The sequence below is a fragment of the Enterococcus italicus DSM 15952 genome (genome assembly GCF_000185365.1).
Lineage (GTDB): Bacteria > Bacillota > Bacilli > Lactobacillales > Enterococcaceae > Enterococcus_G > Enterococcus_G italicus.
In genome coordinates this window covers 719,924-745,869 of record NZ_GL622241.1, presented here as the reverse complement: position 1 = coordinate 745,869, position 25,946 = coordinate 719,924, and the positions used below count along the sequence as shown (strand labels likewise).

Below are 25,946 nucleotides of genomic sequence, written 5' to 3'. Positions count from 1 at the left end.
CGCACCATGCGATACCCAATTATTATTCAACCAGATGAACAACTGAGAAAGCCAAACCAAGAAATTCAAGAGCTGACCGATGAGTTAGTTTACTTATTAGATGATATGTATGAGACGATGCTGGCCCATGATGGTGTGGGAATAGCAGCACCGCAGATTGGCAAAAATTTGCAGATGGCGGTGGTTGAGGTCGATGAAAATGATCGGTTTGACTTAATTAATCCTCAAATTATTGATCGCAAAGGCAAGAGTGTCTTTGTAGAAGGCTGCTTAAGTATTCCGCACGTCTTTGGTACAGTAGAACGAGCAGAAGAAATTACGGTGCGTTATTATGACCGTGAAGGCGATGAGATGGAAGTGACGGCTTATGGGTATTTAGCCCGTGCCATCCAACATGAGATTGATCATTTGAATGGGGTATTGTTTACAGATAAAGTACTAGAAGCCATTCCAGAAGAAGAACTTGAAAACTATTATGAGGAGCATGAACATGACTAAACTAATCTTTATGGGCACACCGGCGTTTTCAGTCCCTATTTTAGAAGGATTAAGTGAACAAGGTTCCGAAATAGTAGCAGTAGTGACCCAACCTGACCGACCAGTTGGCCGCAAGAAAATCGTGCAACCGACACCAGTCAAGGAAGCCGCACTTAAGCTAGGTATTCCGGTCTTGCAACCAGAAAAACTCTCCGGCTCACAAGAACTCGAGCAGCTGATTGCGCTGGCGCCTGATTTGTTGGTGACGGCCGCTTATGGGCAATTTTTACCAGAGCGCTTGCTACAAGCTCCTACCCACGGCGCCATCAACGTCCATGCGTCATTGCTACCCAAATATCGCGGTGGTGCACCGGTTCATTATGCCATTATTGAAGGTGAACAAGAAACGGGTGTCACCATCATGGAAATGATCAAAAAGATGGATGCTGGTGGAATCTACGCACAAGAAAGCTTACCAATTACCTCAACCGATGATGTCGGCACGATGTTTGATAAATTAAGTTTATTGGGCAAAGAGTTGTTGTTACGCACCTTGCCAACATTATTATCTGGTGCATTGCAACCAATCCCTCAAAATGAGGAAGAAGTGACTTTTTCACCAAATATTACTCGCGAACAAGAGGCGATTGATTGGCAAAAAACAGCCCATCAAATTGACTGCCAAGTGCGGGGCATGCGTCCATGGCCAGTCGCCTTTACGACGTACGAAGGAGCGCGCTGGAAAATTGTAGACGTGCAACCACAAGTGAAAAAAACAACGGCAACGCCGGGAACAATTATCGAAAAAACCAAAACCATTTTGGCGATTGCTTGTGGCGAGGGCACGGTGCTTCATCTATTACGCTTAAAACCAGCAGGTAAAGGCGAACAAACAATTGCTAGCTTCTTGAATGGCAGTGGCCAAAGTGTACAGGTAGGTGAACGATTAGGTGAGTAAAACAGTCACTAAGACCGTACGTTATATCGCTTTCACCCTATTGGAACGAGTCGATAAAGGTGGAGCGTATTCCAATCTAGCCATTAAAGAGGCGATTGCCACGACACAATTAAATGAAAAAGACGCACGCTTGTTGACAGAGCTCGTCTATGGGACAATCGGTAACCAGTTGCGCTTGGATTATTACTTAGCACCGTTTTTAAAAAAGGCGAAGAAAGTCGACAGATGGGTCAAGGTCTTATTGCGTATGTCGGTCTATCAGCTGCATTTTCTGGATAAAGTCCCTAGTCATGCGATTTTTAATGAAGCAGTAGAAATTGCCAAATACCGCGGCAATGTAGGTGTCGGTCAATTTGTAAATGGTGTCTTACGTCAATTGCAACGAGTCGGCGTGCGAGATGTGGAGCAAATTGCTGAGCCAATGGAACGTGTATCCATCACGTATAGTTTGCCGATGTGGCTTGTACAAGCGTTGGTCAAACAAATTGGCCTAGAAGCGACAGCAGAGCTAGGCGCGTCCTTGATGAAGCCAAGCCATGTCAGTGCGCGTGTCGATACGCGTGTTTGCACCATGCAAGAAGCGCTCGACTCATTAGCTGCAGAAGGCATTACGGCACAGCCAAGTGCGATTTCACCAGTTGGTCTAGTTGGAGAAAAAGGCTTTTTAGCCGGTAGCGAATTATTTACACGCGGCCAGCTAACAATCCAAGATGAAAGCTCTATGCTAGTGGCTCCCATGCTAGCGATCGAACCAGGAGATAAAGTCTTAGATGCCTGTGCTGCTCCGGGAGGCAAGACGACCCATATAGCGACTTACTTAGATGCTGAAAAGGGTGGCGAAGTACGTGCCTTAGATATTCATCCACATAAAGTAGCCTTGATTGAAGAAAATGCTATGCGCTTGCATGTCGAAACGGTCGTTCATGCGCAGCAATTAGATGCTCGCAAGGTGTCTGAAGTATTTGCCCCGGAGACATTCGACCGTATTTTAGTCGATGCCCCTTGCTCGGGTATTGGCTTAATTCGACGCAAACCAGATATCAAATACCAGAAAACACCACAAGATTTTACCAATTTACCTAAGATTCAATTAAGTATCCTTGAAAGTGTTGCGCCCACTTTGAAATCAGGTGGACGAATGGTCTATAGTACGTGTACAATCATGGAAGAAGAGAATGAGCAAGTAGTGGCTGCTTTCTTAGCGAAGCATCCAGAATTTGAATTGGTCGAACCCGTCGTATCAGAGAGTGTGCGTGGAGCAATCAAAGATCATATGTTAACGATTTATCCGCAAGCATTCCATACGGATGGATTCTTTATTAGTTGTTTACAAAAGAAGTAACGAGGTGACAAGAATGGAAGTCTGTTTTTTAAGTGATGTTGGCCAAAAGCGGCATACGAACCAAGATTACGCTCAAGTCTATTACAATCGTCAAGGCTATCTTTTAGCATTATTGGCAGATGGGATGGGTGGACACCAAGCCGGAGATGTCGCAAGTATGCAAACAGTCGAAGACATTGGCAAAAAATGGCAAGAAGCAGAAGTAGATACCGGTGAAGAAGTTGCAAAATGGTTAATTCAGACCATCCAAGATGAGAATCAAGTCATCAAAGAATTGGGTGAGTCACGGGCCGAATTAAATGGCATGGGAACAACGATTGTAGCTGTCGTAAGTATAGCTGATCAATTTATTATTGCCTATGTAGGTGATAGTCGTATTTATTTGTTGCGCGAAGGACAATTGATTCAGTTGACAGAAGATCACTCTCTAGTGAATGAGCTAGTCAAATCAGGAGAAATCTCACCTGAGATGGCCGTAAACCACCCACGTAAAAATGTTCTGACACGCTCGATTGGCATGCCCAATACCTTAGAGGTTGATGTGGCCAACCATTTTTATCAAGAAGATGATTATTTATTGTTGTGTTCAGATGGGTTAACAAACATGGTGACAGAAGGTGAAATGGCGCAGATTATTGAAGAAAGCCCCTCAATGCCCGCGGCGTTGCAAGCCTTAATTGACCGTGCCAATGAATACGGTGGCCTAGACAATATCACGGCACTCTTATTGCATTATGGAGGTGAAGTCATTGCTTGATATCGGTAAAAAAATTAATGACCGCTACTTAATTATTGGCAATATCGGTAGTGGTGGGATGGCAAATGTCTTTTTAGCCCGCGACTTGATTTTGGATCGCGAAGTAGCGGTCAAAGTCTTACGCTATGACTTCCAAAATGATCAAGCAGCCATTCGCCGCTTTCAGCGTGAAGCGCTGGCTGCTACTGAGCTCGTCCATCCGAATATCGTCTCTGTATATGATGTTGGAGAAGAAGACGGCCAACAATATTTGGTGATGGAATACGTCAAAGGAATGGATCTAAAACGGTATATCCAAACACAGTATCCGATTGCCTATGACAAAGTTGTCGATATTATGGATCAGATTTTATCAGCGATGTCCTTAGCCCATCATCATCGCATTATCCATCGTGATTTAAAGCCACAAAATATTTTGATTAACGAAGAAGGCGTCGTTAAAATCACTGATTTTGGGATTGCCATTGCGCTCTCTGAGACGTCGATTACCCAGACGAACTCGATGCTAGGCTCGGTGCATTATCTTTCACCTGAACAAGCACGTGGAAGCATGGCGACCAATCAATCAGATATTTATGCGATGGGAATCATTCTTTATGAGATGATTACCGGACGGGTACCATTTGATGGTGAATCAGCAGTTACGATTGCGCTGAAGCATTTCCAGGATGAATTGCCAGATATTCATATTTATAGTCAACAAGTCCCTCAAGCATTAGAGAATGTTGTGTTAAAGGCGACAGCGAAAGATCCAATCAATCGCTACAAGACGACAGAAGAGATGCAAGCAGATTTGTATACGTCACTAGATGCCAATCGGGCCCAAGAAGCAAAATGGTCACCAGTCCCGATTTTGGATGAAACTCGCGCCATCGAACCAATCGAAGAAGTCGTACCAGAAGCACCTAGTGTTCCCGAAGATGTCGTAGAGGAGCAGCCGACCAAAAAGAAACCCAAGCGTCGTTGGTGGATTCTTCCTTTGATTGTCTTATTGATTGTGCTAACAGCTGGTGGGTATTGGGTCTATGCAAGTGGGCGCCAAGAAGTGACCATACCTGATGTGAGTAATCTTAGCCAAACAGCTGCTGTCGAAAAGCTGACCAATGCAGGCTTAAATGTTCGGAATACAACCAAAGAAGTTTCTAGCGATGAAGTAAAAAAAGGGAACGTTGTAAGGACTGACCCGCAAATAGGTACAGAAGTGAAAAAAAATAGCCGGGTAACCTTATACATATCCACTGGGAAAGATACCGTAGACATGCAAGATTATACGGATCAGACCGTTGCAGATGCGAAAAAAGCACTCATTGCCCTCGGGTTTGTCGAAGCGAATATTACATCTACGGAAGAATATAGCGATGAGGTAGACAGTGGCAAAATCATCTCGCAAACACCTGCAACAGATGACAAAGTCGTACCAAGTGAAGCGAAGATCGCCTTTGTCGTAAGTAAAGGAAAAGAGCCGGTGACGGTTCCTAACCTTGTCGGTATGACGAGTAGTCTAGCCGTTCAATCACTAGCGGATATCGGCATTACCAGTCCAGATATCACCTACCAATACAGTGATCAAGATAAAGGGGATGTCATTGCTCAAAGTCCAAATAGTGGACAACAAGCCATCCCAGGAGAAACAACTGTGACACTTGTTGTTAGTAGTGGGATTGAAAAAGTGACAGTTCCTGACCTAACTGGTAAAACGAAAGCCGAAGCAACCAAAGCTTTAAGTGATCTTGGCCTGACCATGACGACGACAGAAGAATACAGCGATACTGTCAAAGAAGGATCTGTCATAAGTAATGATCAGACGAATCAAGAAGTCAAAAAAGGAACAGCAATCGCCGTTGTCTTATCTAAAGGCAAAGAGCCTGAGAAAAAGACATTCACTGTTAATTTAACTGCGGCTTTTGATAAAGATGGCGCGGACACGCAAGTAATCAAAGTCTCTATCAGTGGGGCAGACGATCCGACTGGTCAAGTCAATGAAGTGACATTGACCAAAGATTCTGATGACTATACTCAAGCGATTGCAATTACCGTTAGTGGTGATAACAAAGCAACAATCACGATTACGAGAAATAATACGCAAGTTGTCAGCCAGCAAGTCGATCAAGCAAAACAAATTACCATTCCATAAAAGGCTGAAATAACTTGTTCAGCTACAAGTATAAGACCAGAAAAGCTAGAAGTTGTTTCTCAAACTTTTGGCTCTTCTGGTCTTTTTCTACAACAAGAGGCAAAGCAGAAAGTTGTTTCTTTTTACAAATCGATGTATAGTGAACAAACAACAAATTCTCACAGGCGATAAGCCTTCTTCTTTCCAATGAGAAAAAAATTGGGTATAATTAAGGTCAGTATTAGTCAAGGGAGGAACGAATTCATGGCGCAACAAAATACCTCTGATTTAATCGAAGCCTATATTAAGCAGATTTTAGAAGAGAGTGAAATCATTGAAATCCGACGGGCCGAGATGGCTAGTTTGTTTCATTGCGTTCCCTCACAAATTAACTATGTCATTAATACTCGCTTTACCATCACCCGCGGCTATAGTGTCGAAAGTAAGCGAGGTGGCGGTGGCTACATTCGCATTGAGAAGGTTCGCATGAGCAGTTGTCATCAGTTTTTGGAGCATGTCAAGCGATTGTTTGGCGATGAGTTGACCGAAAAGGATGCCATTGCGATTATTCAAAAGTTGTATGAAGAAGAAATTATAACAGAGCGAGAAGGGCATTTGTTGTTAACGACAATTGCCAAAAGTGTGTTAACTATTGCTGAAGAAGATCAAATTCGTGCGTCTCTAATGCGTGCTATATTGGAACGTTTGAGTTATGAAGATAGGAAGTGACTAGTATGGATGAATTATTCACACCAAGAGCAAAAGCCGTATTAGCAATTGCTCAAGAAGAAGCAAAATATTTCAAGCATCAATCGGTCGGTTCTGAGCACCTCTTATTGGCACTCATCATCGAACAAGAAGGAATTGCAGGTAAGGTCTTACGAGAAATGAATGTCCAAGAAAATGACGTTCGCGAAGAAATTGAGCATTTGACTGGTTATGGCATGGTAAAAGTATATCCAGAAGGTAGTTTTTTACCATACTCACCACGAGCAAGACAAATCTTTGCTTATGCTGGTGATGAGGCCAAACGCTTTGGCTCTCAACAAATCGGCACGGAGCATTTATTATTGGGATTGATGCGTGATGAAGAGATTTTAGCCTCTCGCATCGTCTTGAACTTAGGCTTTAGCCTAGCCAAAGTCCGTCAATTACTAAAAAAAACAATGGGCGTCTCTGAGAATAAAGCTGCTGGTAATCGCCGGCGCCAAACACGTTCGAACAATCAAGCAGACGGGACCCCAACATTGGATGCCTTGGCGCGTGATTTAACCAAATTGGCGCGCGAAAACCGCTTGGATCCAGTCGTTGGTCGGACCAAAGAAGTCAAGCGCTTGATTCAAATTTTAAGTCGTCGTACGAAAAATAACCCGGTCCTAGTCGGCGAACCAGGTGTCGGTAAGACAGCTATTGCAGAAGGCTTGGCCCAAAAAATCGTCAACGGTGAAGTCCCAGACGATATGCAACAAAAGCGCCTAATGATGCTAGATATGGGTGCTTTAGTAGCCGGGACAAAATACCGCGGGGAATTCGAAGACCGCATGAAAAAAATTATTGATGAGATTTACCAAGATGGTCAAATCATTTTGTTCATCGATGAATTGCATACCTTAATTGGAGCAGGAGGAGCAGAAGGGGCAATCGATGCCTCGAACATTCTGAAACCAGCCTTAGCGCGTGGGGAATTGCAGACGATTGGTGCGACCACTTTAGATGAATACCAAAAATATATCGAAAAAGATTCTGCTTTAGAGCGACGTTTTGCGCGTGTGCAAGTCGATGAACCGACAGCAGAAGAAGCAGAAGAAATCTTAAAAGGGCTCCGTCCACGCTACGAAGAGCACCATGGCGTAGAAATTACTGACGATGCATTGCATGCGGCCGTCCAACTATCCATTCGTTACATTAACTCACGCCAATTGCCAGATAAAGCGATTGACTTGATGGATGAAAGTGCTGCGAAAGTGCGGTTGGATAAAGCGGATGAAGCGACTCGCTCGACCGTTTTACAAAATCAATTGGTTCATTTGATGGAACAAAAAGAAATGGCCATTCGTGACCAAGCATTTGATGAAGCAGCCGCGATTCGCCAAAAAGAAAAAGTCGTTAGCCAAGAATTAGCAGCGTTGACATTAAAAGAAGCAAATGAAGTGGCTAATTATCAAGATGAAGTCTCTGCAGAAGATGTCGCAGGCGTCGTGTCACAATGGACAGGCATTCCTTTGAATCAGTTAGAGAAAAAAGAAAGTGAACGCTTGTTGCAACTAGAAAGTATTTTACATCAACGCGTAGTCGGCCAAGATGACGCAGTCAAAGCAGTGGCCCGTGCCATTCGCCGTGCGCGCAGTGGCTTAAAAGATCCGAATCGTCCGATTGGCTCATTTATGTTCTTAGGACCAACTGGTGTCGGCAAGACGGAATTAGCAAAAGCATTAGCTGAAGCGATGTTTGGTAGTGAAGATGCCTTGATTCGTGTCGATATGTCTGAGTACATGGAAAAATATAGCACCTCACGCTTGATAGGGTCTCCTCCAGGCTATGTGGGCTATGATGAAGGTGGTCAATTAACAGAAAAAGTACGCGCCAAACCATATTCTGTTATCTTGCTTGATGAAGTCGAAAAAGCACATCCAGATGTCTTTAATATTTTGCTACAAGTATTAGACGATGGTCGCTTGACCGATTCAAAAGGGCGTAACGTTGACTTCAAAAATACGATTTTGATTATGACGTCAAATATCGGTGCAACCCAAATTCGGGAAGAAAAAAATGTTGGCTTTAATGTCGTTGATGTCAGCAAAGATTACCAATCAATGCAAAAAAGGATTATGCAAGAGCTGAAAAAAGCGTATCGACCTGAATTTTTAAACCGGATTGATGAAACAGTCGTCTTCCGTGCGTTAAACCAAGAAGAAATTCATGAAATTGTGAAAATCATGAGTCAATCGATTGTTCGACGCTTGCAAGATCAAGAAATTCAACTAAAAATCACACCAGCTGCTTTAGATGTGATTGGCAAAGTTGGTTTTGATCCAGAATACGGAGCGAGACCAATCCGCCGTGCCTTGCAAAAAGAAGTGGAAGATCGCTTGAGTGAAGCGTTACTTGCCGGTCAAGTGCACCTAGGAGATCGAGTAACCATTGGCGCGAAGAAAGGAATCATCACCCTATCTGTGCGTGAGCCAAAAGAAAAGAAAGTCTTACAAGAAGTCTAATAAAAGCTATCTGATCATGAGCGATATGTGCTCGGATTAGGTAGCTTTTTTCTTCGTGAAAAAAAGAAAAGGTTCTTCATTTCACAAATAGTTTGTGATAATATGAATAAGTTGATAGGAGGAGAGAATATGATTGAATTGATTGCAACAGTTGAATCACTTTCACAAGCGGAGGCCTTGCTTTCGTACGTGGATACTCTCTATTTTGGTGAAGAGCAATTTGGTTTGCGCTTGCCGCACTCGTTTTCTAGAGAGCAGCAAGCCGAGTTGGTTGCTTTGGCACATCAAAAAGGGAAAAAAGTGACCGTTGCCGTAAATGGTATCATGCATACAGAAAAAATGACAGAAATTCCAGCGTATTTAGCTTTTTTACGGACTATTAAAGTAGATCAGATTGCGATTGGGGATCCAGGAATTATCTATGTGATGAAGCATCAGCCGGAATTGGCGATTCCCTTTATTTATGATGGTGAGACGCTAGTGACGAGCGCCAGACAGATCAACTTTTGGGCGAAAAAAGGGGCAGTCGGCGCCGTACTCGCACGTGAAGTTCCCTTTGAAGAGATGCACTCTCTTGTGGAAAGTGTCACAATTCCGACTGAAGTGTTGGTCTATGGAGCGACCTGTATTCATCAATCCAAGCGACCATTGTTACAAAATTACTATCACTTCACCAAGCAAAAAGAGCAGGCCAGCAAAGAGCGCGGTCTCTTTCTTTCAGAACCAAAAAAACCCGATACGCATTATTCCATTTTTGAAGATAGTCACGGCACACATATCTTTGCCAATAATGACCTATGTCTGACTGACGAGCTAGCTGAGCTAGTGGCTACTGGCTACGGCACGTGGAAGCTAGATGGTCTTTTCACACCGGGGGATAGCTTCGTTGAAGTCACAAGCTTATACCATCAAGCACGCCAAGCCATACTAGCTGGTACGTGGGATGAGCACCAAGGGCAAGCGTTATTTGCTAAGCTGGCGGCAATTCATCCCCAGTCACGCAAACTCGATACAGGATTTTACCATCTCGATCCAACAAAAATAAAATAACTCAAGGAGGGTTTCTTTTACCATGCAAGTAAAAAAACCACTGAAACGTCCAGAGATTTTAGCGCCAGCTGGGACCTTGGAAAAATTAAAAACAGCGATTCATTATGGAGCGGATGCTGTATACATTGGCGGCAATGCATATGGATTACGTAGCCGTGCGGGAAATTTTTCTTATGAAGAAATGGCAGAAGGTGTCGCGTACGCCAAAGCGCATCAAGCCAAAGTCTATGTGGCAGCAAATATGGTTACCCATGAAGGCAATCAAGAAGGGGCGGGTGAATTTTTCCGCCAACTACGGGATGTCGGTATTTCAGCAGTTATTGTATCTGATCCAGCGTTAATCGAGATCTGTATTACCGAAGCGCCAGGATTGCCAGTGCACTTATCGACGCAAGCATCGGCCACAAATGTCGAGACATTAGAATTTTGGAAAGAAGAAGGCTTGGAACGCGTCGTATTGGCGCGTGAAGTGTCAATGGAGGAAGTTGCTGCTATTCGTGCCAAGACCGATATTGAGATTGAAGCCTTTATTCACGGTGCGATGTGTATTTCGTATTCTGGCCGCTGCACCTTGTCCAATCACATGTCGATGCGTGATGCCAATCGTGGAGGCTGTTCGCAGTCTTGTCGTTGGAAATACGACTTATACGACATGCCATTTGGCTCTGAGCGCCGGTCATTAACCAATCAAGGAGCGGTGGCAGAAGAGTTTTCGATGAGCGCGGTAGATATGTCTATGATTGAACATATTCCTGATTTGATCGAAAATGGCGTCGATAGTTTTAAAATTGAAGGGCGGATGAAGTCGATTCATTATGTATCGACAGTGGCCAATGTATACAAGGCAGCCGTCGACAGCTATATGGCTGATCCCGAACACTACGTCTGCAAGCAAGAATGGGTTGATGAGTTGTGGAAAGTAGCGCAACGAGAGTTAGCAACGGGTTTTTATTATCATGTTCCTACCGAAAATGAGCAATTATTCGGTGAGCGTCGTAAAATTCCGGAATACAAATTCATCGGTGAAGTAATGGCTTACGATGAACAAACCAAAGTAGCCACCATTCGTCAGCGTAACTACTTTTCAGTCGGCGATGAAATCGAATTTTATGGCCCAGGCTATCACTTTGAACAGACTGTCTTAGAGATGAAAAATGAAGAGGGCGAGGCCATTGATCGTGCGCCGAATCCAATGATGATACTAACGATGCCCGTCGTTGAACCCGTTCAAGTCGGTGATATGATGCGGAAGAAGAAATAAGAACGAAGAGGCCGAGATAGATTCAAGCAACCAGAAAATCCAGAAGTTGTTTCGCAAACTTTGTGGGTATTCTGGTTGTTTGCTTGCTAATTCGGTCGCGCTGGTTTATTTGAAATCAGCGAAAAAGTATGTGACACCTTTTCCACAAGTTACTTGTCTTGACCGACTGTCAGACGCGTGGTAGCTTAATGATAAGTTATTCTATGAGGAGTGAAGAGATGAGCCAAGTGAAGTCGTATGATTATATTGTGATCGGAGGAGGTAGCGGTGGGATCGCCTCTGCTAATCGTGCGGGAATGCATGGAGCAAAGGTGTTATTAGTAGAGGGAAATGAACTAGGTGGGACGTGTGTCAATGTGGGCTGCGTGCCCAAAAAAGTTATGTGGCAAGCAAGTGATTTACTGGAGAGTGTTCGCCGAGACACTTCCGGCTATGGGATTTATGCACATGTGGACAAAGTTGATTTCACGGAGCTTGTGGATAACCGTGAAGCATACATTACCTATCTTCATAGCGCGTATCAAAAGGGATTAGACGGAAATAACGTAACAGTTTGTAGAGGTTATGCACAATTTGTGGATAACCATACGATTTCTGTGGATAACCAATTGTTTGAAGCCAAGCATATTTTGATTGCGACGGGAGGACGGCCAAAACCATTGGCCATTCCAGGTGGGGAGTATGTGATTGACTCAGATGGTTTCTTTGCCTTAAGAGAATTGCCAAAAGCGGTACTTGTACTTGGCGGCGGCTATATTGCGGCGGAGTTAAGTGGCGTCATTCATGGCTTGGGTAGTCAAGTGACGTGGGCGTATCGCAAGGGATTGCCACTAAGGACGTTTGATCAGATGCTTTCAACCAATTTAGTTGAGCTATATCAAGAGATGGGTATTGGGATGTGGCAAGATGCCGTTGCGAAAAAAATCGAAAAAGTCGGTTCAACGTATCAAACGACTTTTGAAGATGGTCGTACTGTGGTGAGTGAGTGCGTCATTTTTGCCGGTGGTCGCCAACCGAACACTGGGAATTTAGGCTTAGAAAAAACCGACGTCACATTGGATGACCAAGGGTTTATTCAAGTTGACAAATTTCAAACGACGACAAGTGAAAACATTTACGCTGTCGGCGATGTGACGGGTGCGGTAGAGTTAACACCTGTCGCGATTGCAGCGGGCAGACGTTTGTCTGAACGATTATTTAATCAACAAACTGAATTATTTTTGGATTACCATTTGATTCCGACTGTGGTCTTTACCCATCCACCTATTGCGACCATCGGACTGTCCGAACAGCAAGCAAAAGAGCAGTATGGTGAAGAGGAGCTGACCATCTATCGCAGTCGCTTCACGCCGATGTACTTTGCTTTGAATGAGTACCGCCAAAAATGCGAAATGAAACTGATTTGTCTTGGCAAAGAAGAAAAAATCATTGGCTTACATGCGATTGGTCGCGGAGTTGATGAGATGTTGCAAGGCTTTGCTGTGGCAATCAAAATGGGCGCAACCAAGGCTGATTTTGATAATACTGTAGCCATTCACCCGACTGGCGCAGAAGAATTTGTGACAATGCGCTAAAAATTGAAAGGTGGGAACAAGATGTATCTAAAAAACGACTATGCATCTCCAGTAGGTCAGTTAACACTTTTGGCTAAGGGAGAGTCTCTTGTTGGTATTTGGTTTTCTGATCAAAAATACTTCTTTGCGTCGTATTCCTTTGAAGAGATTCCGACAGGGACGAATGAAATCATCGACCAGACGCGTGTGTGGCTCGATGAGTATTTTTCAGGACATCAGCCATCAATCGAACAGCTACGCATTGCACCAGAAGTGACACCCTTTCGACAAGCGGTCTTAGAAGTGTTGAAAAAAATTCCATACGGTGAAGTCTGGAGCTATCTAGACATTGCTAAAAAGCTGACAGACCAGTCGAATGCAAAGAACTGGGCGCGCGCGGTAGGTGGTGCAATCGGTCATAATCCAGTAGCTATCTTACTTCCTTGCCATCGTGTGATTGGGAAAAATGGTAAGCTAACAGGCTATGCTGGAGGCATTCAACGCAAGCAGGCCTTACTTGATTTTGAAAGAGGACAAGCATAAAGACCATACCATCCAAACAGTTGCGAAACAACTTCTGGATGGTATGGTCTTTTTTCTTGTAGCTAGTCTGTCATAAATTTTATGATTGTCGCGATAAGATCGTCTCTGTCAATTGAGCGAGTTGATCGCGCTCGGCTGTAGCTGGCAATTTTTTAATTAGCTTTAGCGCTTGGTCAGTATACTCTTTGGCAAAATCTTGCGCCCGAGTAACGCCGCCCAAGTCATGCACCAATTCAAAAATCAGGTGTTGTTCTGCCTGGGATAAGTTCCCACGTTTTTCAAGTAAAGGTCTGAGACGTGTCGCATCACTTTCTAAGGCTAAAATCAGAGGCAAAGAATAGACGCCTTGCTTCACATCTTCTAAGACAGGCTTGCCAAGCTTCTGTTGGTCTTGTGTATAGTCTAAAATATCATCCATAATTTGAAATGCCATGCCGATTGCTAGGCCGATTTTTCCAGCTTGCTCGGCAAATTTCCGACTCGTGCCACTTTCATAGGCACCAATGGCACAACTCAGCGCAAAGAGCTCTGCGGTCTTACCTGAGATTGCCTCGAGATAGTCAGCAACCGATAGATCGATATTGAAGCGATTGTCCATTTGCCCAAGCTCGCCATTTAAAATTGATTCCATACTTTTGGAGTGCATTTGGAGACTTTTCATGGAAGAAGCATAATTAGCCATCAGCTTAAAACAAGAGACAAATAAGTAATCACCCGCATAGACGGCTACGCTATTACCAAATTGCGAGCGAATACTTGATAGTCCACGGCGCAATTCAGCTTCATCGACAATATCATCATGGATTAACGTCGCGGTATGCAGCATTTCGATTGCAGCAGCAATGGCGGTAGCTTTTTTTCGATCTTTCTCTGGTCCGAAGCTTGAAAATAATAACTGATAAGCCGGGCGCAACATTTTTCCACCAGCGTGAATCATTTGTAAGACGGCTTGTTCGACCGGTTTGTTTTTTAAATGAATGGCATCCTCCATTAAAACCAACGTTTCTTCTAGCTCAGTCTCTAACGTCGGATAGGCATGCCACATGGGATGAAGTTCCATAGTAGATTCCTCTTTCGATTATTCTGTAAACCACGTTTGGTTTGTTTGACGTTCGTATTCACGTCGAAACGCTTGTAACGTTTCGACGCGCTGTAAAAGGTAATTGGCGGCAATCCCAATCGCAATTCCCGATAAAATACCTAGAAAAGACAAAATTGGCAAATAGAGCATCACAGTCCAAGACTGGGCGATAAAAGATGCGGTCACTAATTGTCCGACATTGTGCATAAATCCTCCGACAGCACTGATACCGACAATACTGACGCGCTTTGGTCCTAATTGCTTAACTAGTAACATACCAAAGTAGCTCAGTAATGCGCCACTCATGCTGTATAAGAAGGTAGATAGGGTCCCCCCTAAAAGAGTCGTCAATAGCAATCGTAGCCAAATTAAGGTGAAGCTGTCTTTTTTTGGCATGGTAAACAAAGCAATAATGGTTATTAAATTGGCTAGACCAAGTTTGGCACCAGGAGCAAAGCCAAATGGATAAGGGATCATATTTTCAATCAAGCCAATAATGACACCTTGAGCAACGAGTAGTGAAATGAAAATGAGTTTTCGTAAACGAGTTGAAGGCATAGGTAGGGCAAGCATCAATAAATTAACTCGCCATCGTCACCTCCTGTAGTCGTTTGGATTTCGATGACTAATTTATGAGGTAGGCAGACGATGCTCTCCCCTTTTTTTGAAATCCAGCCTCGTTGTACGCAGATAAGATCGCCACAATTGGCATCAGTAATCCGAATTTTATCCCCGGATACTTCAATGATATTGTAGTCGCCATCTGCATCTTCGTAGCGATATGTATAAGTTTTCCCATCACTGGCCAGCGCAAACGTGCGGATTTCTTTGCCATCCACTCGTAAAACAGCCGTCGTTTTCTTCGTATCGGTCGTAGGTGTTTGCTGGTAGCTGAAAATGATAAGTGGGAGAAAGGAAAGTAAAATTAATAGTAAGATAATGACACCGTCCCATGGTTTCATACGACTATTGCGAAAAAATTGTTTGAATGACATGAGCGGGCTCCTTTGTTTTTGATAGTAGTGTATCATATTTGGAACAGAGATGACATTGTTCTTAGTAGCAATAAATTATCCGAACTGGCAGGACTGGTATTGTCTCATCACATTGGATGAAAGCAATCAATCAAGCGCAGTTCGGATAAGTAAGCTTGTTCAGTTAAGGATGGTTATTTTTGTCCATATATGGATTTGGGTGTACCGTACCACCATTTGCCTAGTGTGCGTTGCAACCAAGGAATGACCCAACGATCTAAACCTACAGCACGACCAGAACCATTCATTAATGCAAATGCAACTGGAATAAACCAAATGTTTACCCAATAGAACATACCTGACATACAGAATGTTAACACTAAAACAATTGTCGAAGCACTAAACAACCAAGTAAATAAGCCAGCCATAATTGCTAAAGCAATTCCGATTTCAACGAAAACCATCATTTTTTGGAAGAACATAGCTACTTCCATGTTTGGCATCATCACTTTCATAATGCTTGTGAACCAATCAGGTGATTTTTCAATGACAGCCATTGGTTGCTCACCATATGCATAGCTCAAGCCAAAGTGTGCAGCTTGAGTAGCTGTTTCAGCTGTCGTCGCTGCCGCATCTGCCCCCACACCGCTAGCAGCACTCGTTGCTTCAGCTGCTTGTTGATAATCCCAAGTCCAAGGGAAAACGCTTGAACCAGTGAACCAAGAACCTTCGCCAAACCAAGTATGTGGTTGTAGCCAGTTGCCATCGCCAACAATTTTTTTGAACGCTTCAATGAACCAAACCAATCCGTAGAAAATACGTAAAGGTACACTCCAAAGAACATTGCCATAACGAGAAGAATGACCATACGTCACGGTACGATTGTCTTTAATATGGAATAATTCGTGCATCAAATATTGGAACATATAATAGCCAGAACGAATATCAAAGAAATATTTTAGGTTTACGATATGTTTCATAATGATTGCTAAAAAACCACTTAAATGAATTTTGTCAAATAAATTGGCAACGCCCCATTTGGCACCAACTGAAACCATAAAGCCTTGATAATTTCCTTTAAAGGCATGTTTTTCGCCACCTTTGACAGTACTAACGATGTTAACAGCAGCAGTATGGCCTGTTTGTTCAGCAGCTTGAACGATTTGTGGTGTTGGTTTGTTTGCTGTTTCTTCGTAATAAACCAAATCACCGATAACATAAATATTTTGTGTTTCGTAACCTTTTGCTTGCATGTATTCATTTGCTACTAAGCGATTGCCGCGTGCTTTTTCGAGTCCAAAGTCAGCAGCATCAGAAGTTGCTTTCACTCCAGCAGTCCAAATCAATGTATGAGTCGGAATCGTTGATCCATCTTTTAACTTGATGTGGTCAGCTTCAACCGCTACGATGGGTGCATTTAAAACAAGCTCAACATTTTTCTTGTGTAAGTAACGTTCTGCTTTCGCGGCATCGTTACGGTCTAACATGTTCAAGATCGTAGGCATTGCTTCAACTACTTTTAATGTGAACTCACTTGGGTCTAATTTGTAATCTGTTGCTAAACGATCTTTCCAATCGATTAATTCCCCGACCATTTCAATCCCAGTAAAGCCAGATCCACACACAACAAACGTCAACATCGCACGACGCACAGCTGCATCAGGTTCAATGGCTGCTTTTGCGACTGTTTTCTCGATATGTTCGCGAATGCGTACAGCATCTTGGAAAGACCACAATGTAAAGCCATTTTCTTTTACGCCTGGTGTGCCAAAATCATTTGGTTCGCCACCCATACCTAAAATAAGGTGATCAAAAGGATAGTTGCCGCGTACTGTTTTAACAGATTTTTGATCCTTGTCGATGCCTGTCACAGTATCAGTGATTAAAGTGACATTTTTTTGACGTGCAAATAATCGTTGCAGATCATATTGGATAGCAGTTGGTTCTACTCGGCCACCAGCTACTTCATGTAATTCTGTCATCATTGTGTGATAAGAATGACGATCGATGAGCGTAATTGCTACATCTGAATCTTTTTTGAACTTCTTCGCCATAAACTTGGTAGCAGCTACACCTGCATAGCCGGCCCCAACAACGACAATGTTCGTCTTAGCCATGAAAATCTCTCCTTATAATAAAATAGTCGATAGATTACGATATAATCCATTGATATAATCCATTATAGTATAAAGTTTTTTTTAAGATTTGTCTAATGAGTTTTCCCAATATTTCACAAATTAAAGAGTAAAATGAAATTTCACTTAAAAAAGATAAAAAGCTTCATATTATAGAAAATCAATTGTGGAAACGATTGACAATGCTATGTAAACGGATTACAATGTTAATATAATCACAAATAGATTTGTGAGAAAAGAAAAAAGGTGGGGGAACAAATGAAAAAGAAGAAAATTGTTACAGGAATCACAATGTTGGTACTTTCGGGACTTGTCTTAGCAGGTTGCTCTTCTGACAACGAAAAATCAACAACATCATCAAGTTCAACAACAACTAGCTCAACAAGCAAAACAACGGAATCAAGTGCAAGTGCAGGAATGACTCTGAAAGATGGTACATACAAGTTGAAAGAATTAAACGATAACAATGGTTATCATGCTAATTTTTCAATTGTAGTCAAAGATGGAAAAATCAGTGAATCAAACTTCGATTACCTGAATGCAGATGGTAAATCAAAGAAAGATGATGCTGATTATAACAAAAATATGAAAGCAAAATCAGGTATTTCACCAAAAGAATACATTGAAAAATTCAATGAAGAATTAGTTTCTACACAAAATCCAAGCAATATTGAAGTAGTGACTGGGGCAACGCATAGCTTCCATTCATTCCAAAATTATGCACAACAACTTATTCAAGCAGCTCAAAGTGGCGATACAAAAGAAATTGAGATTGACAACGGAGCAACATTAAAAGATGGTACGTATACATTAAAAGAATTAAATGATAGCAATGGTTACCATGCTGTTTTCTCAATTGTAGTTAAAGATGGAAAGATTACTGAATCGAATTTTGATTACCTAAATGCAGATGGAAAATCGAAAAAAGACGATGCGGATTACAATAAAAACATGAAGGCAAAATCAGGTATTTCACCAAAAGAATACATTGAAAAATTCAATGAAGAACTAGTATCTGAAATGGCCAAAAAAGATGGTACTCCAGGAAACATTGATGTCGTAACAGGTGCAACACACAGCTTCCATTCATTCGTTTTGTATGCTGATCAATTAATCAATGCAGCAGAAAAAGGCGATACAAAAACAATTGAAGTTGATAACTACGTTGAAAAATAAAATCAAACAACTTTATTAACATGGCGAAAAAACTTGACGTAAAAACAACGTCAGGTTTTTTCTTTTGAACGACTGATTTCAGAGTGAATACTAAGAGAAGATGGAAAAGAAAAACACCACCATCCATCAAAAGAGCATTGCTTGTCGTAAGGGAAATACGCTATGATAGATGAGAAATCAGCATGAGGTTAGGAGAACAAAATGAAAAAAAAACATAGCATCTTTTTATTTATGATAGCCATTACAATCGTGTTATCTGCCTGTGGTTCATCCGCAGCACAATCAAAAACTACGAGCACTTCCTCAAATGTAGCAACCACCATTCGTAAAGAACCGTATGCACAAGAAAAATTTTTATTAGGAACGTATACTAGAATTCGAATTTACGATGAAGGCAAAGAAGCTGCTTTAAAGCCAGCCTTTGCACGAATTGAAAAATTGGGCGATGAAATTACCATCAATCAAGGCGGTTCCGAAATAGACAAAATTAATGAAGAGGCGGGAATCAAACCAGTTAAAGTTACTGATGACATGTATTACCTACTAAAAGAAGCCTATATGTACAGCGAAAAATCCAATGGTGGTTTTAACATGGCAATCGGTGCGATTACACAATTGTGGCGAATTGGTTTCGATGATGCAAGGAAGCCGGCACAATCAGAGATTGATGAAGCATTGAAACATATTGATTACAAAAAAGTCCAGTTTAATGATCAAGAGAAGACCGTGTATTTAGAGGAAAAAGGCATGATTATTGACTTAGGTGCGATTGCGAAAGGGTATATTACCGATGAAGTTGTAAAAGTTTTGAAAAAAAATAAGGTTACAACAGCAATCGTCGATTTAGGGGGCAATGTTTTTGTGATGGGGCATAGTCCAAGAGGTGCAGACGAACCTTGGACGATTGGCATTCAAGATCCAAATAGTGCGCGAGGCAATGTTTTAGGTACAATCAAAGAAACCAATAAAACAGTCGTTACATCAGGTATTTATGAGCGCTATTTGGAAGTAGATGGCAAAAAATACCATCACATCTTTGATTCAAAAACGGGTTATCCGTATGAAAATGATATCGCCAGCGTTTCGGTCGTGACAGATAAATCGATTGATGGCGATGGGCTAACGACGGTCGCTTTTGACAAAGGTGTTAAAGAAGGACTCGCGTATATCGAGAACGAAACACCAAAAGGAACAGATGCCATCTTTGTGACTAGAGAAGGCGTTGTCTATGTGACTGATGGACTAAAAGATAATTTTGAACTAGGTGAAGATTCAGGATTTACTATGGGAGATCGAAATGATTTAAAATGATGGGAGAGTAAAAGATGCAGCCGATAACCATGCGTACATTTTTAGAAGTCGTAGAAATTCGCACCAAAATTGCAAGTGTGTTTCCATTTATAATTGGAATGTTGTTTTCGTTGAGTTATTTTCATCAATTTCAATTTGGGTATACGTTACTCTTTTTCCTTGCGATGCTTGTTTTTGATATGACCACGACGGCCATCAATAATTACATGGATTTTGAAAAAGCCAAGTCAGATACATACAAATATCAAGAAAATGTGATTGGTCGCGAGCAACTAAGTCCTAAGACTATTCGGACAATGATCCTCAGCATGCTTGCATTTACTGCGGTGATAGGCTTGTTGCTTAGTTGGTTTACTGGTTGGCTGTTGCTAGTTCTAGGTGGCATTGTCTGCTTTATCGGAGTATTTTATACCTTTGGGCCCATCCCGCTTTCCCGCATGCCACTGGGTGAGTTATTTAGTGGTGTAACGATGGGACTAGGTATCTTTGTGATTACGGTCTACATAAATACCGTCTCAGCACCTGTTTTTTTCTTGCAGTTTGATTTGAAAAGTGGCGCGTTTGCCTTAACTGGGCATCTCTGGCAAATAGCCGCGATTGTCTTAGCGGCCTCCCCGCTTATGTTTACGATTGCGGCTATTATGTTAGCGAATAATTTGCGGGACATTGAGACTGATATTAAAAATCATCGCTACACGCTTGTTTATTATATCGGTCGAGATCAAGGGATTTTTTTGTTTCGCTTTTTGATGTTTGCCTGCTATTTGATGATTTTAATTGGTCTACCTTTTGGTGTGTTTGGTTGGCCACAGTTATTGGTGTTACTGACATTTCCAAAGATTCGCCAAAACTTACGAGCACATCGTCAAAGTTTGCCACATCCCCAAAGCTTTGGCTATGCGATAAAAAATATGATTTTATTTAATAGTGTCTATGCAGCGACTTTCGTTTTGCAACTCCTTTTCCAATAAAAAACTGGACTACCTGAGAACAGCTCGTTCTTAGTAGTCCAGTTTTTTTAGCTTTTCTCAATTGCTGTTAAGCTAATTTCCCCTGAGGAAAGGCTAATGGATTCAGTTGAAGTCTGCACAACGAGTTCACCTGTTGCCGTGATTTCTTTGGCGATGCCCGTGTAGGTATGACCTTGGCGAGTAAAGCTCACTTGCTTTCCAATAACAAATGATTTTTGACGGTATAAATCCATATATGTTTGATCAGGCAATGCGTGAAGGAGGTGGAAGAAATTTTGCCAAATTAATTGAATCAACTGATTACGAAGGATAGGCGGTCGCTTACCACCAAATAGGGAAGTCGCACGCTCTTTAATGTCATCTGGAAAAGCCGCAGAATCGATCGATACATTTAGACCCATGCCGATAACGACATGCTTAATTTTACCAATCTCGATGTCACTAGTTGCTTCTGAGAGAATGCCGCAGACTTTTTTGCCATCTAAATAAATATCGTTCACCCATTTGATTTCAGATGTCTTTTTGGTCACTTCATCGATTGCTTTAGCGACAGCGACAGCGGCAAGTAACGTGTATTGTGGCAATTCAGCGAAGGTCTGACTTGGCTCTAGCAGTAGGCTCATATAGATTTGCCCCTTTGGTGAAAAATAAGGCCGCCCAAATCTACCGTGACCACCAGTCTGGGTCTCTGCCAGAAACAAAGCTGGCGTTTGGCAACCTGCAGCTGCGGCTTGACGTGCATCCATCATGGTAGAGATGGTTTCTTCCTTCAGTGAGATATTGCCTTGTGGGATAAAGGAAGAACCTAGCTCGTCGATAGCTAATACGTCGCTAGGTAAGTAGCGGTAGCCATTCGGCAAATGCTCAAAGGTGTAGCCACTTTTTTCCAACTCGCGAATGGCTTTCCAAATGGCTGTTCGGGAGACGTGCAGCTGATCGGCTAAAGCAACCCCTGAAAAAATAGTCGTAGGCGCGTTTTTTAGTACAGATAGAACTTTTTCTTTTGTCGACACAAAGATGCTCCTTTCGCAATTATTCATATAGTTAGTATAGCTTTCACGCGATGGCCTGTCTATTTGGTGGATGAGGAAATGATGCGGTACATTCCTTGACATAATAGGAAGAGGTGTATATAATTAAGAGATGCAAAAACTATCGCAAGTGCAAAGAGCAGAAACGAAATATTGTCCGTTTCGGCTTCGGGATAAGAAACAAAAGTAGAAAGCTTCCTTTTTGAAGAGTCTCTATTTTTGGTTTTTTTTGTCCTAAACCCGCAAAAAATGTTCGCTGTCACTAAAATTTAATTTTTGTAACAATACTGTAAAGAATTGTGCATGCAATTCTTGAAAGAAAATTTAGAGGGGTGAAGAGCTTGGCTGGACACGTAGTAAAATACGGAAAGCACCGCGAACGTAGAAGTTTCGCACGGATCAGTGAAGTATTGGAATTACCGAATTTAATTGAGATTCAAACGGACTCTTATCAATGGTTTTTAGATGAAGGATTAAGAGAAATGTTTGAAGATATTTTGCCAATTGATGATTTTAATGGAAACCTATCACTAGAATTTGTGGATTATGAATTGAAAACACCGAAATATACGGTGGAAGAAGCACGTGCACATGATGCCAACTATTCGGCACCGTTGCATGTCACATTGCGTTTAACCAACCGCGAAACAGGCGAAATTAAAGCGCAAGAAGTCTTCTTTGGTGATTTCCCACTGATGACAGAACAAGGAACCTTTATCATTAATGGGGCAGAACGAGTAATCGTTTCTCAGTTGGTTCGTTCTCCAGGTGTATATTTCCATGGAAAAGTAGACAAAAACGGAAAAGAAGGTTTTGGCTCAACAGTGATTCCTAACCGTGGCGCATGGTTAGAAATGGAAACTGACGCCAAAGATATTTCGTACGTTCGAATCGACCGTACCCGTAAAATTCCATTGACCGTACTTGTTCGGGCATTAGGTTTTGGCTCAGATGATACGATTTTTGACATTTTTGGCGAAAGCAAATCTTTACGTAACACGATCGAAAAAGACTTGCATAAAAATGCGAGTGATTCTCGAACGGAAGAAGGATTGAAGGATGTATACGAACGTCTACGTCCAGGTGAACCAAAAACAGCAGATAGTTCAAGAAATCTACTGAATGCTCGCTTCTTCGATCCACGTCGTTACGATTTAGCGTCTGTAGGTCGCTACAAAGTTAATAAAAAGCTAGATTTACGCACACGTCTATTGAATCTGACATTAGCAGAAACATTAGTCGATCCAGAAACAGGCGAAATCATTGTTGAAAAAGGTACCGTGATTACGCATCAAGTAATGGATGAAACATTGGGTGAATACTTAACAAACGGCTTAAACGCTGTGACTTATTACCCATCTGAAGACGGTGTTGTGACTGACCCGATGACAGTTCAAGTTATCAAAGTCTTCTCACCACTTGATCCAGAACGCGAAATCAATGTGATTGGGAATGGTTACCCTGGACCTGAAGTACGTACTGTACGCCCAGCGGACATTATCTCAGCGATGAGCTACTTCTTTAACTTAATGGAAAGCATCGGCAAAGTGGACGATATCGACCATTTAGGTAACCGTCGTATCCGTTCAGTCGGAGAGTTATTACAAAATCAATTCCGCATTGGTTTAGCACGGATGGAACGTGTTGTTCGTGAACGCATGTCTATCCAAGATACAGAAACACTAACGCCACAACAATTAATCAATATTCGTCCAGTGGTAGCAAGTATCAAAGAATTCTTTGGTTCTTCTCAGTTGTCACAGTTCATGGATCAAACCAACCCACTAGGTGAGTTGACGCACAAACGTCGTCTATCAGCCTTAGGACCTGGTGGATTAACACGTGACCGTGCCGGTTATGAAGTGCGTGACGTGCATTACTCTCACTATGGTCGTATGTGTCCGATTGAAACACCTGAAGGACCGAATATCGGGTTAATCAATAGTTTGGCTTCTTACGCGAAAGTAAACAAATATGGCTTTATTGAAACACCGTATCGTCGTGTTGATCGTGAAAGTGGTCGTGTAACAGATACGATTGATTACTTAACAGCAGACATAGAAGACCATTATGTTGTTGCCCAAGCAAATAGCCCATTAAATGAAGATGGAACATTCAAAAACTCTGTCGTAATGGCGCGTGCAACAAGTGAAAACTTAGAAATCGATGTAAATAAAGTCGATTACATGGATGTATCGCCAAAACAAGTAGTCGCAGTCGCTACCGCTTGTATTCCTTTCTTGGAAAACGACGACTCCAACCGTGCCTTGATGGGTGCCAACATGCAACGTCAAGCAGTACCGTTAATTAATCCAAAATCACCTTGGGTAGGAACGGGTATGGAATACAAATCAGCCCATGACTCAGGTGCAGCTCTTTTATGTAAAGCAGATGGTGTTGTTGAATACGTAGACGCAAAAGAAATTCGCGTTCGTCGTGACAACGGCACACTTGATACGTATGCAATTACGAAATTCCGTCGCTCAAACTCAGGTACAAGCTACAACCAACGCCCATTAGTCGGCCTAGGTGAGCAAGTGGAAAAAGGCGATACATTAGCCGATGGACCATCAATGGAAAACGGCGAAATGGCTTTAGGTCAAAACGTATTAGTAGCCTTCATGACTTGGGAAGGATACAACTATGAAGATGCGGTTATCATGAGCCGTCGTCTAGTAAAAGATGATGTCTATACATCTGTCCATATCGAAGAATACGAATCAGAAGCACGTGATACAAAATTAGGACCTGAAGAAATCACTCGTGAAATTCCAAACGTCGGTGAAGATGCCTTGAAGAACCTTGATGAAATGGGTATCATCCGCATCGGTGCGGAAGTTGAAGATGGTGACTTATTAGTTGGGAAAGTAACACCTAAAGGAGTAACCGAGCTTTCAGCTGAAGAGCGTCTATTGCATGCAATCTTTGGTGAGAAAGCACGTGAAGTACGTGATACATCATTACGCGTTCCTCACGGCGGTGGCGGGATCGTCCACGATGTGAAAATCTTTACTCGTGAAGCAGGCGATGAATTATCTCCAGGTGTTAATATGTTGGTTCGTGTCTATATCGTTCAAAAACGTAAAATTCACGAAGGTGACAAAATGGCCGGTCGTCACGGAAACAAAGGGGTCGTTTCGCGCATTATGCCGGAAGAAGATATGCCTTTCTTACCAGATGGCACACCAGTCGACATCATGTTGAATCCACTAGGGGTACCTTCTCGGATGAACATTGGACAAGTATTGGAATTACACTTAGGAATGGCTGCCCGTCAATTAGGTATTCACGTAGCAACACCGGTCTTCGATGGAGCTTCCGATGAAGACGTATGGGAAACAGTTCGTGAAGCTGGTATGGCCAAAGATGCGAAAACCATTCTTTATGATGGCCGTACAGGTGAACCATTCGATGGACGTATTTCTGTTGGTGTCATGTATATGATTAAATTGGCCCACATGGTTGATGATAAATTGCATGCTCGTTCAATTGGACCATACTCATTGGTAACACAACAACCACTTGGAGGAAAAGCTCAGTTTGGTGGACAACGTTTCGGAGAAATGGAAGTATGGGCACTGGAAGCATACGGTGCTGCTTATACTTTACAAGAAATCTTAACGTACAAATCAGATGACGTTGTTGGTCGTGTGAAAACATACGAAGCCATCGTCAAAGGCGAACCAATTCCAAAACCAGGTGTTCCGGAATCTTTCCGCGTATTAGTAAAAGAATTACAATCACTTGGTTTAGACATGAGAGTCCTAGATATCGACGATCAAGAAATTGAATTACGCGATATGGATGATGAAGATGATGATCTAATCACTGTTGATGCATTAACGAAATTTGCAGAACAACAAAGTGCACGTGATGCACAAAGCCAAAAACCTACTTTTACGCCGAAAGACGAAGAAGCAGTCGAAAATCCTTTAGATTAATGAAGTGACCGTCACCTATTTAGGTGGCGAGTTGCTTTTGCTACAGCCATGAAATGA

At 42.3% G+C, this 25,946-nt stretch carries 20 protein-coding genes; 15 read left to right on the top strand and 5 right to left on the bottom strand.

Annotation, left to right across the window (positions count from 1 at the left end; all coding sequences use genetic code 11):
- The first annotated feature begins 6 nt into the window (after positions 1 to 6).
- The 11 genes from def (at position 7) to HMPREF9088_RS12520 (ending at position 13,269) form a co-directional block, all read left to right on the top strand.
- A complete protein-coding gene (gene def / locus HMPREF9088_RS03470; protein ID WP_007207750.1) occupies positions 7 to 498 on the top strand; it encodes a peptide deformylase in 492 nt (163 codons plus the stop codon).
- Positions 491 to 1,435: a methionyl-tRNA formyltransferase gene (fmt, locus tag HMPREF9088_RS03465; protein ID WP_040366339.1), complete on the top strand. Its 945-nt coding sequence runs from the start codon at positions 491 to 493 to the stop codon at positions 1,433 to 1,435. The genes def and fmt overlap by 8 nt, the downstream gene beginning before the upstream one ends.
- Positions 1,428 to 2,777 (top strand): 16S rRNA (cytosine(967)-C(5))-methyltransferase RsmB, encoded by a 1,350-nt coding sequence (gene rsmB, locus HMPREF9088_RS03460; protein ID WP_007207748.1) that lies wholly within the window; start codon positions 1,428 to 1,430, stop codon positions 2,775 to 2,777. The genes fmt and rsmB overlap by 8 nt, the downstream gene beginning before the upstream one ends.
- A gap of 13 nt (positions 2,778 to 2,790) precedes the next feature.
- Positions 2,791 to 3,534 carry a Stp1/IreP family PP2C-type Ser/Thr phosphatase gene (locus tag HMPREF9088_RS03455; RefSeq protein WP_040366336.1) on the top strand — a complete coding sequence of 248 codons (744 nt, stop codon included), beginning with the start codon at positions 2,791 to 2,793 and terminating at the stop codon, positions 3,532 to 3,534.
- Entirely contained in the window at positions 3,527 to 5,668 is a 2,142-nt protein-coding gene (pknB, locus tag HMPREF9088_RS03450; RefSeq protein WP_040366335.1) for a Stk1 family PASTA domain-containing Ser/Thr kinase, read from the top strand. Before HMPREF9088_RS03455 ends, pknB begins: the two co-directional genes overlap by 8 nt.
- Before the next feature lie 243 nt (positions 5,669 to 5,911).
- Positions 5,912 to 6,376, top strand: coding sequence for a CtsR family transcriptional regulator (locus HMPREF9088_RS03445; RefSeq protein ID WP_040366332.1), 465 nt, complete (start codon positions 5,912 to 5,914; stop codon positions 6,374 to 6,376).
- Between the two features lie 5 nt (positions 6,377 to 6,381).
- Positions 6,382 to 8,862 carry an ATP-dependent Clp protease ATP-binding subunit gene (locus HMPREF9088_RS03440; RefSeq protein WP_007207744.1) on the top strand — a complete coding sequence of 827 codons (2,481 nt, stop codon included), beginning with the start codon at positions 6,382 to 6,384 and terminating at the stop codon, positions 8,860 to 8,862.
- A gap of 129 nt (positions 8,863 to 8,991) precedes the next feature.
- The gene (locus tag HMPREF9088_RS03435) at positions 8,992 to 9,912 is read left to right on the top strand and encodes a peptidase U32 family protein (RefSeq protein WP_040366330.1); all 921 of its coding nucleotides are present in this window, start codon (positions 8,992 to 8,994) and stop codon (positions 9,910 to 9,912) included.
- A 22-nt stretch (positions 9,913 to 9,934) separates the two neighbouring features.
- Entirely contained in the window at positions 9,935 to 11,173 is a 1,239-nt protein-coding gene (locus HMPREF9088_RS03430) for a peptidase U32 family protein (protein WP_007207742.1), read from the top strand.
- A 227-nt stretch (positions 11,174 to 11,400) separates the two neighbouring features.
- Positions 11,401 to 12,747 carry a glutathione-disulfide reductase gene (gene gor, locus HMPREF9088_RS03425; protein ID WP_040367201.1) on the top strand — a complete coding sequence of 449 codons (1,347 nt, stop codon included), beginning with the start codon at positions 11,401 to 11,403 and terminating at the stop codon, positions 12,745 to 12,747.
- A 21-nt stretch (positions 12,748 to 12,768) separates the two neighbouring features.
- On the top strand, positions 12,769 to 13,269 hold the full coding sequence (locus HMPREF9088_RS12520; protein WP_007207740.1) for a methylated-DNA--[protein]-cysteine S-methyltransferase: 501 nt from the start codon (positions 12,769 to 12,771) through the stop codon (positions 13,267 to 13,269).
- 79 nt (positions 13,270 to 13,348) lie between these two features.
- Here the strand turns inward: HMPREF9088_RS12520 and HMPREF9088_RS03415 are convergent, their stop codons facing one another.
- The 4 genes from HMPREF9088_RS03415 to HMPREF9088_RS03400 all read right to left on the bottom strand — a co-directional run bounded on the left by HMPREF9088_RS03415 (position 13,349) and on the right by HMPREF9088_RS03400 (position 17,441).
- Positions 13,349 to 14,329 (bottom strand): polyprenyl synthetase family protein, encoded by a 981-nt coding sequence (locus HMPREF9088_RS03415; RefSeq protein ID WP_007207739.1) that lies wholly within the window; start codon positions 14,327 to 14,329, stop codon positions 13,349 to 13,351.
- Between the two features lie 18 nt (positions 14,330 to 14,347).
- Positions 14,348 to 14,923 (bottom strand): Gx transporter family protein, encoded by a 576-nt coding sequence (locus HMPREF9088_RS03410; protein WP_007207738.1) that lies wholly within the window; start codon positions 14,921 to 14,923, stop codon positions 14,348 to 14,350.
- Positions 14,923 to 15,345, bottom strand: a complete 423-nt coding sequence (locus tag HMPREF9088_RS03405; protein ID WP_040366329.1) for a NusG domain II-containing protein — start codon at positions 15,343 to 15,345, stop codon at positions 14,923 to 14,925. The genes HMPREF9088_RS03410 and HMPREF9088_RS03405 overlap by 1 nt, the downstream gene beginning before the upstream one ends.
- Positions 15,346 to 15,518: 173 nt before the next feature.
- Positions 15,519 to 17,441 (bottom strand): NAD(P)/FAD-dependent oxidoreductase, encoded by a 1,923-nt coding sequence (locus tag HMPREF9088_RS03400; RefSeq protein ID WP_007207736.1) that lies wholly within the window; start codon positions 17,439 to 17,441, stop codon positions 15,519 to 15,521.
- 276 nt (positions 17,442 to 17,717) lie between these two features.
- On the opposite strand from HMPREF9088_RS03400, the gene pplA reads away from it, so the two are divergent.
- The 3 genes from pplA to menA all read left to right on the top strand — a co-directional run bounded on the left by pplA (position 17,718) and on the right by menA (position 20,917).
- Complete coding sequence (gene pplA / locus HMPREF9088_RS03395) at positions 17,718 to 18,635, top strand: extracellular electron transfer flavoprotein PplA (protein WP_040366327.1); 918 nt, start codon at positions 17,718 to 17,720, stop codon at positions 18,633 to 18,635.
- 201 nt (positions 18,636 to 18,836) lie between these two features.
- Positions 18,837 to 19,946 (top strand): FAD:protein FMN transferase, encoded by a 1,110-nt coding sequence (locus tag HMPREF9088_RS03390; RefSeq protein ID WP_007207734.1) that lies wholly within the window; start codon positions 18,837 to 18,839, stop codon positions 19,944 to 19,946.
- A gap of 23 nt (positions 19,947 to 19,969) precedes the next feature.
- Positions 19,970 to 20,917, top strand: a complete 948-nt coding sequence (menA, locus tag HMPREF9088_RS03385) for a 1,4-dihydroxy-2-naphthoate polyprenyltransferase (protein WP_040367197.1) — start codon at positions 19,970 to 19,972, stop codon at positions 20,915 to 20,917.
- Positions 20,918 to 20,964: 47 nt separating this feature from the next.
- On the opposite strand, the gene HMPREF9088_RS03380 is transcribed toward menA, so the two are convergent.
- Positions 20,965 to 21,930, bottom strand: coding sequence for a biotin--[acetyl-CoA-carboxylase] ligase (locus HMPREF9088_RS03380; RefSeq protein WP_040366325.1), 966 nt, complete (start codon positions 21,928 to 21,930; stop codon positions 20,965 to 20,967).
- Between the two features lie 359 nt (positions 21,931 to 22,289).
- Between HMPREF9088_RS03380 and rpoB the strand changes: the two genes are divergently transcribed.
- Positions 22,290 to 25,889, top strand: a complete 3,600-nt coding sequence (gene rpoB, locus HMPREF9088_RS03375) for a DNA-directed RNA polymerase subunit beta (protein WP_040366316.1) — start codon at positions 22,290 to 22,292, stop codon at positions 25,887 to 25,889.
- The last annotated feature ends 57 nt before the right edge of the window (positions 25,890 to 25,946 follow it).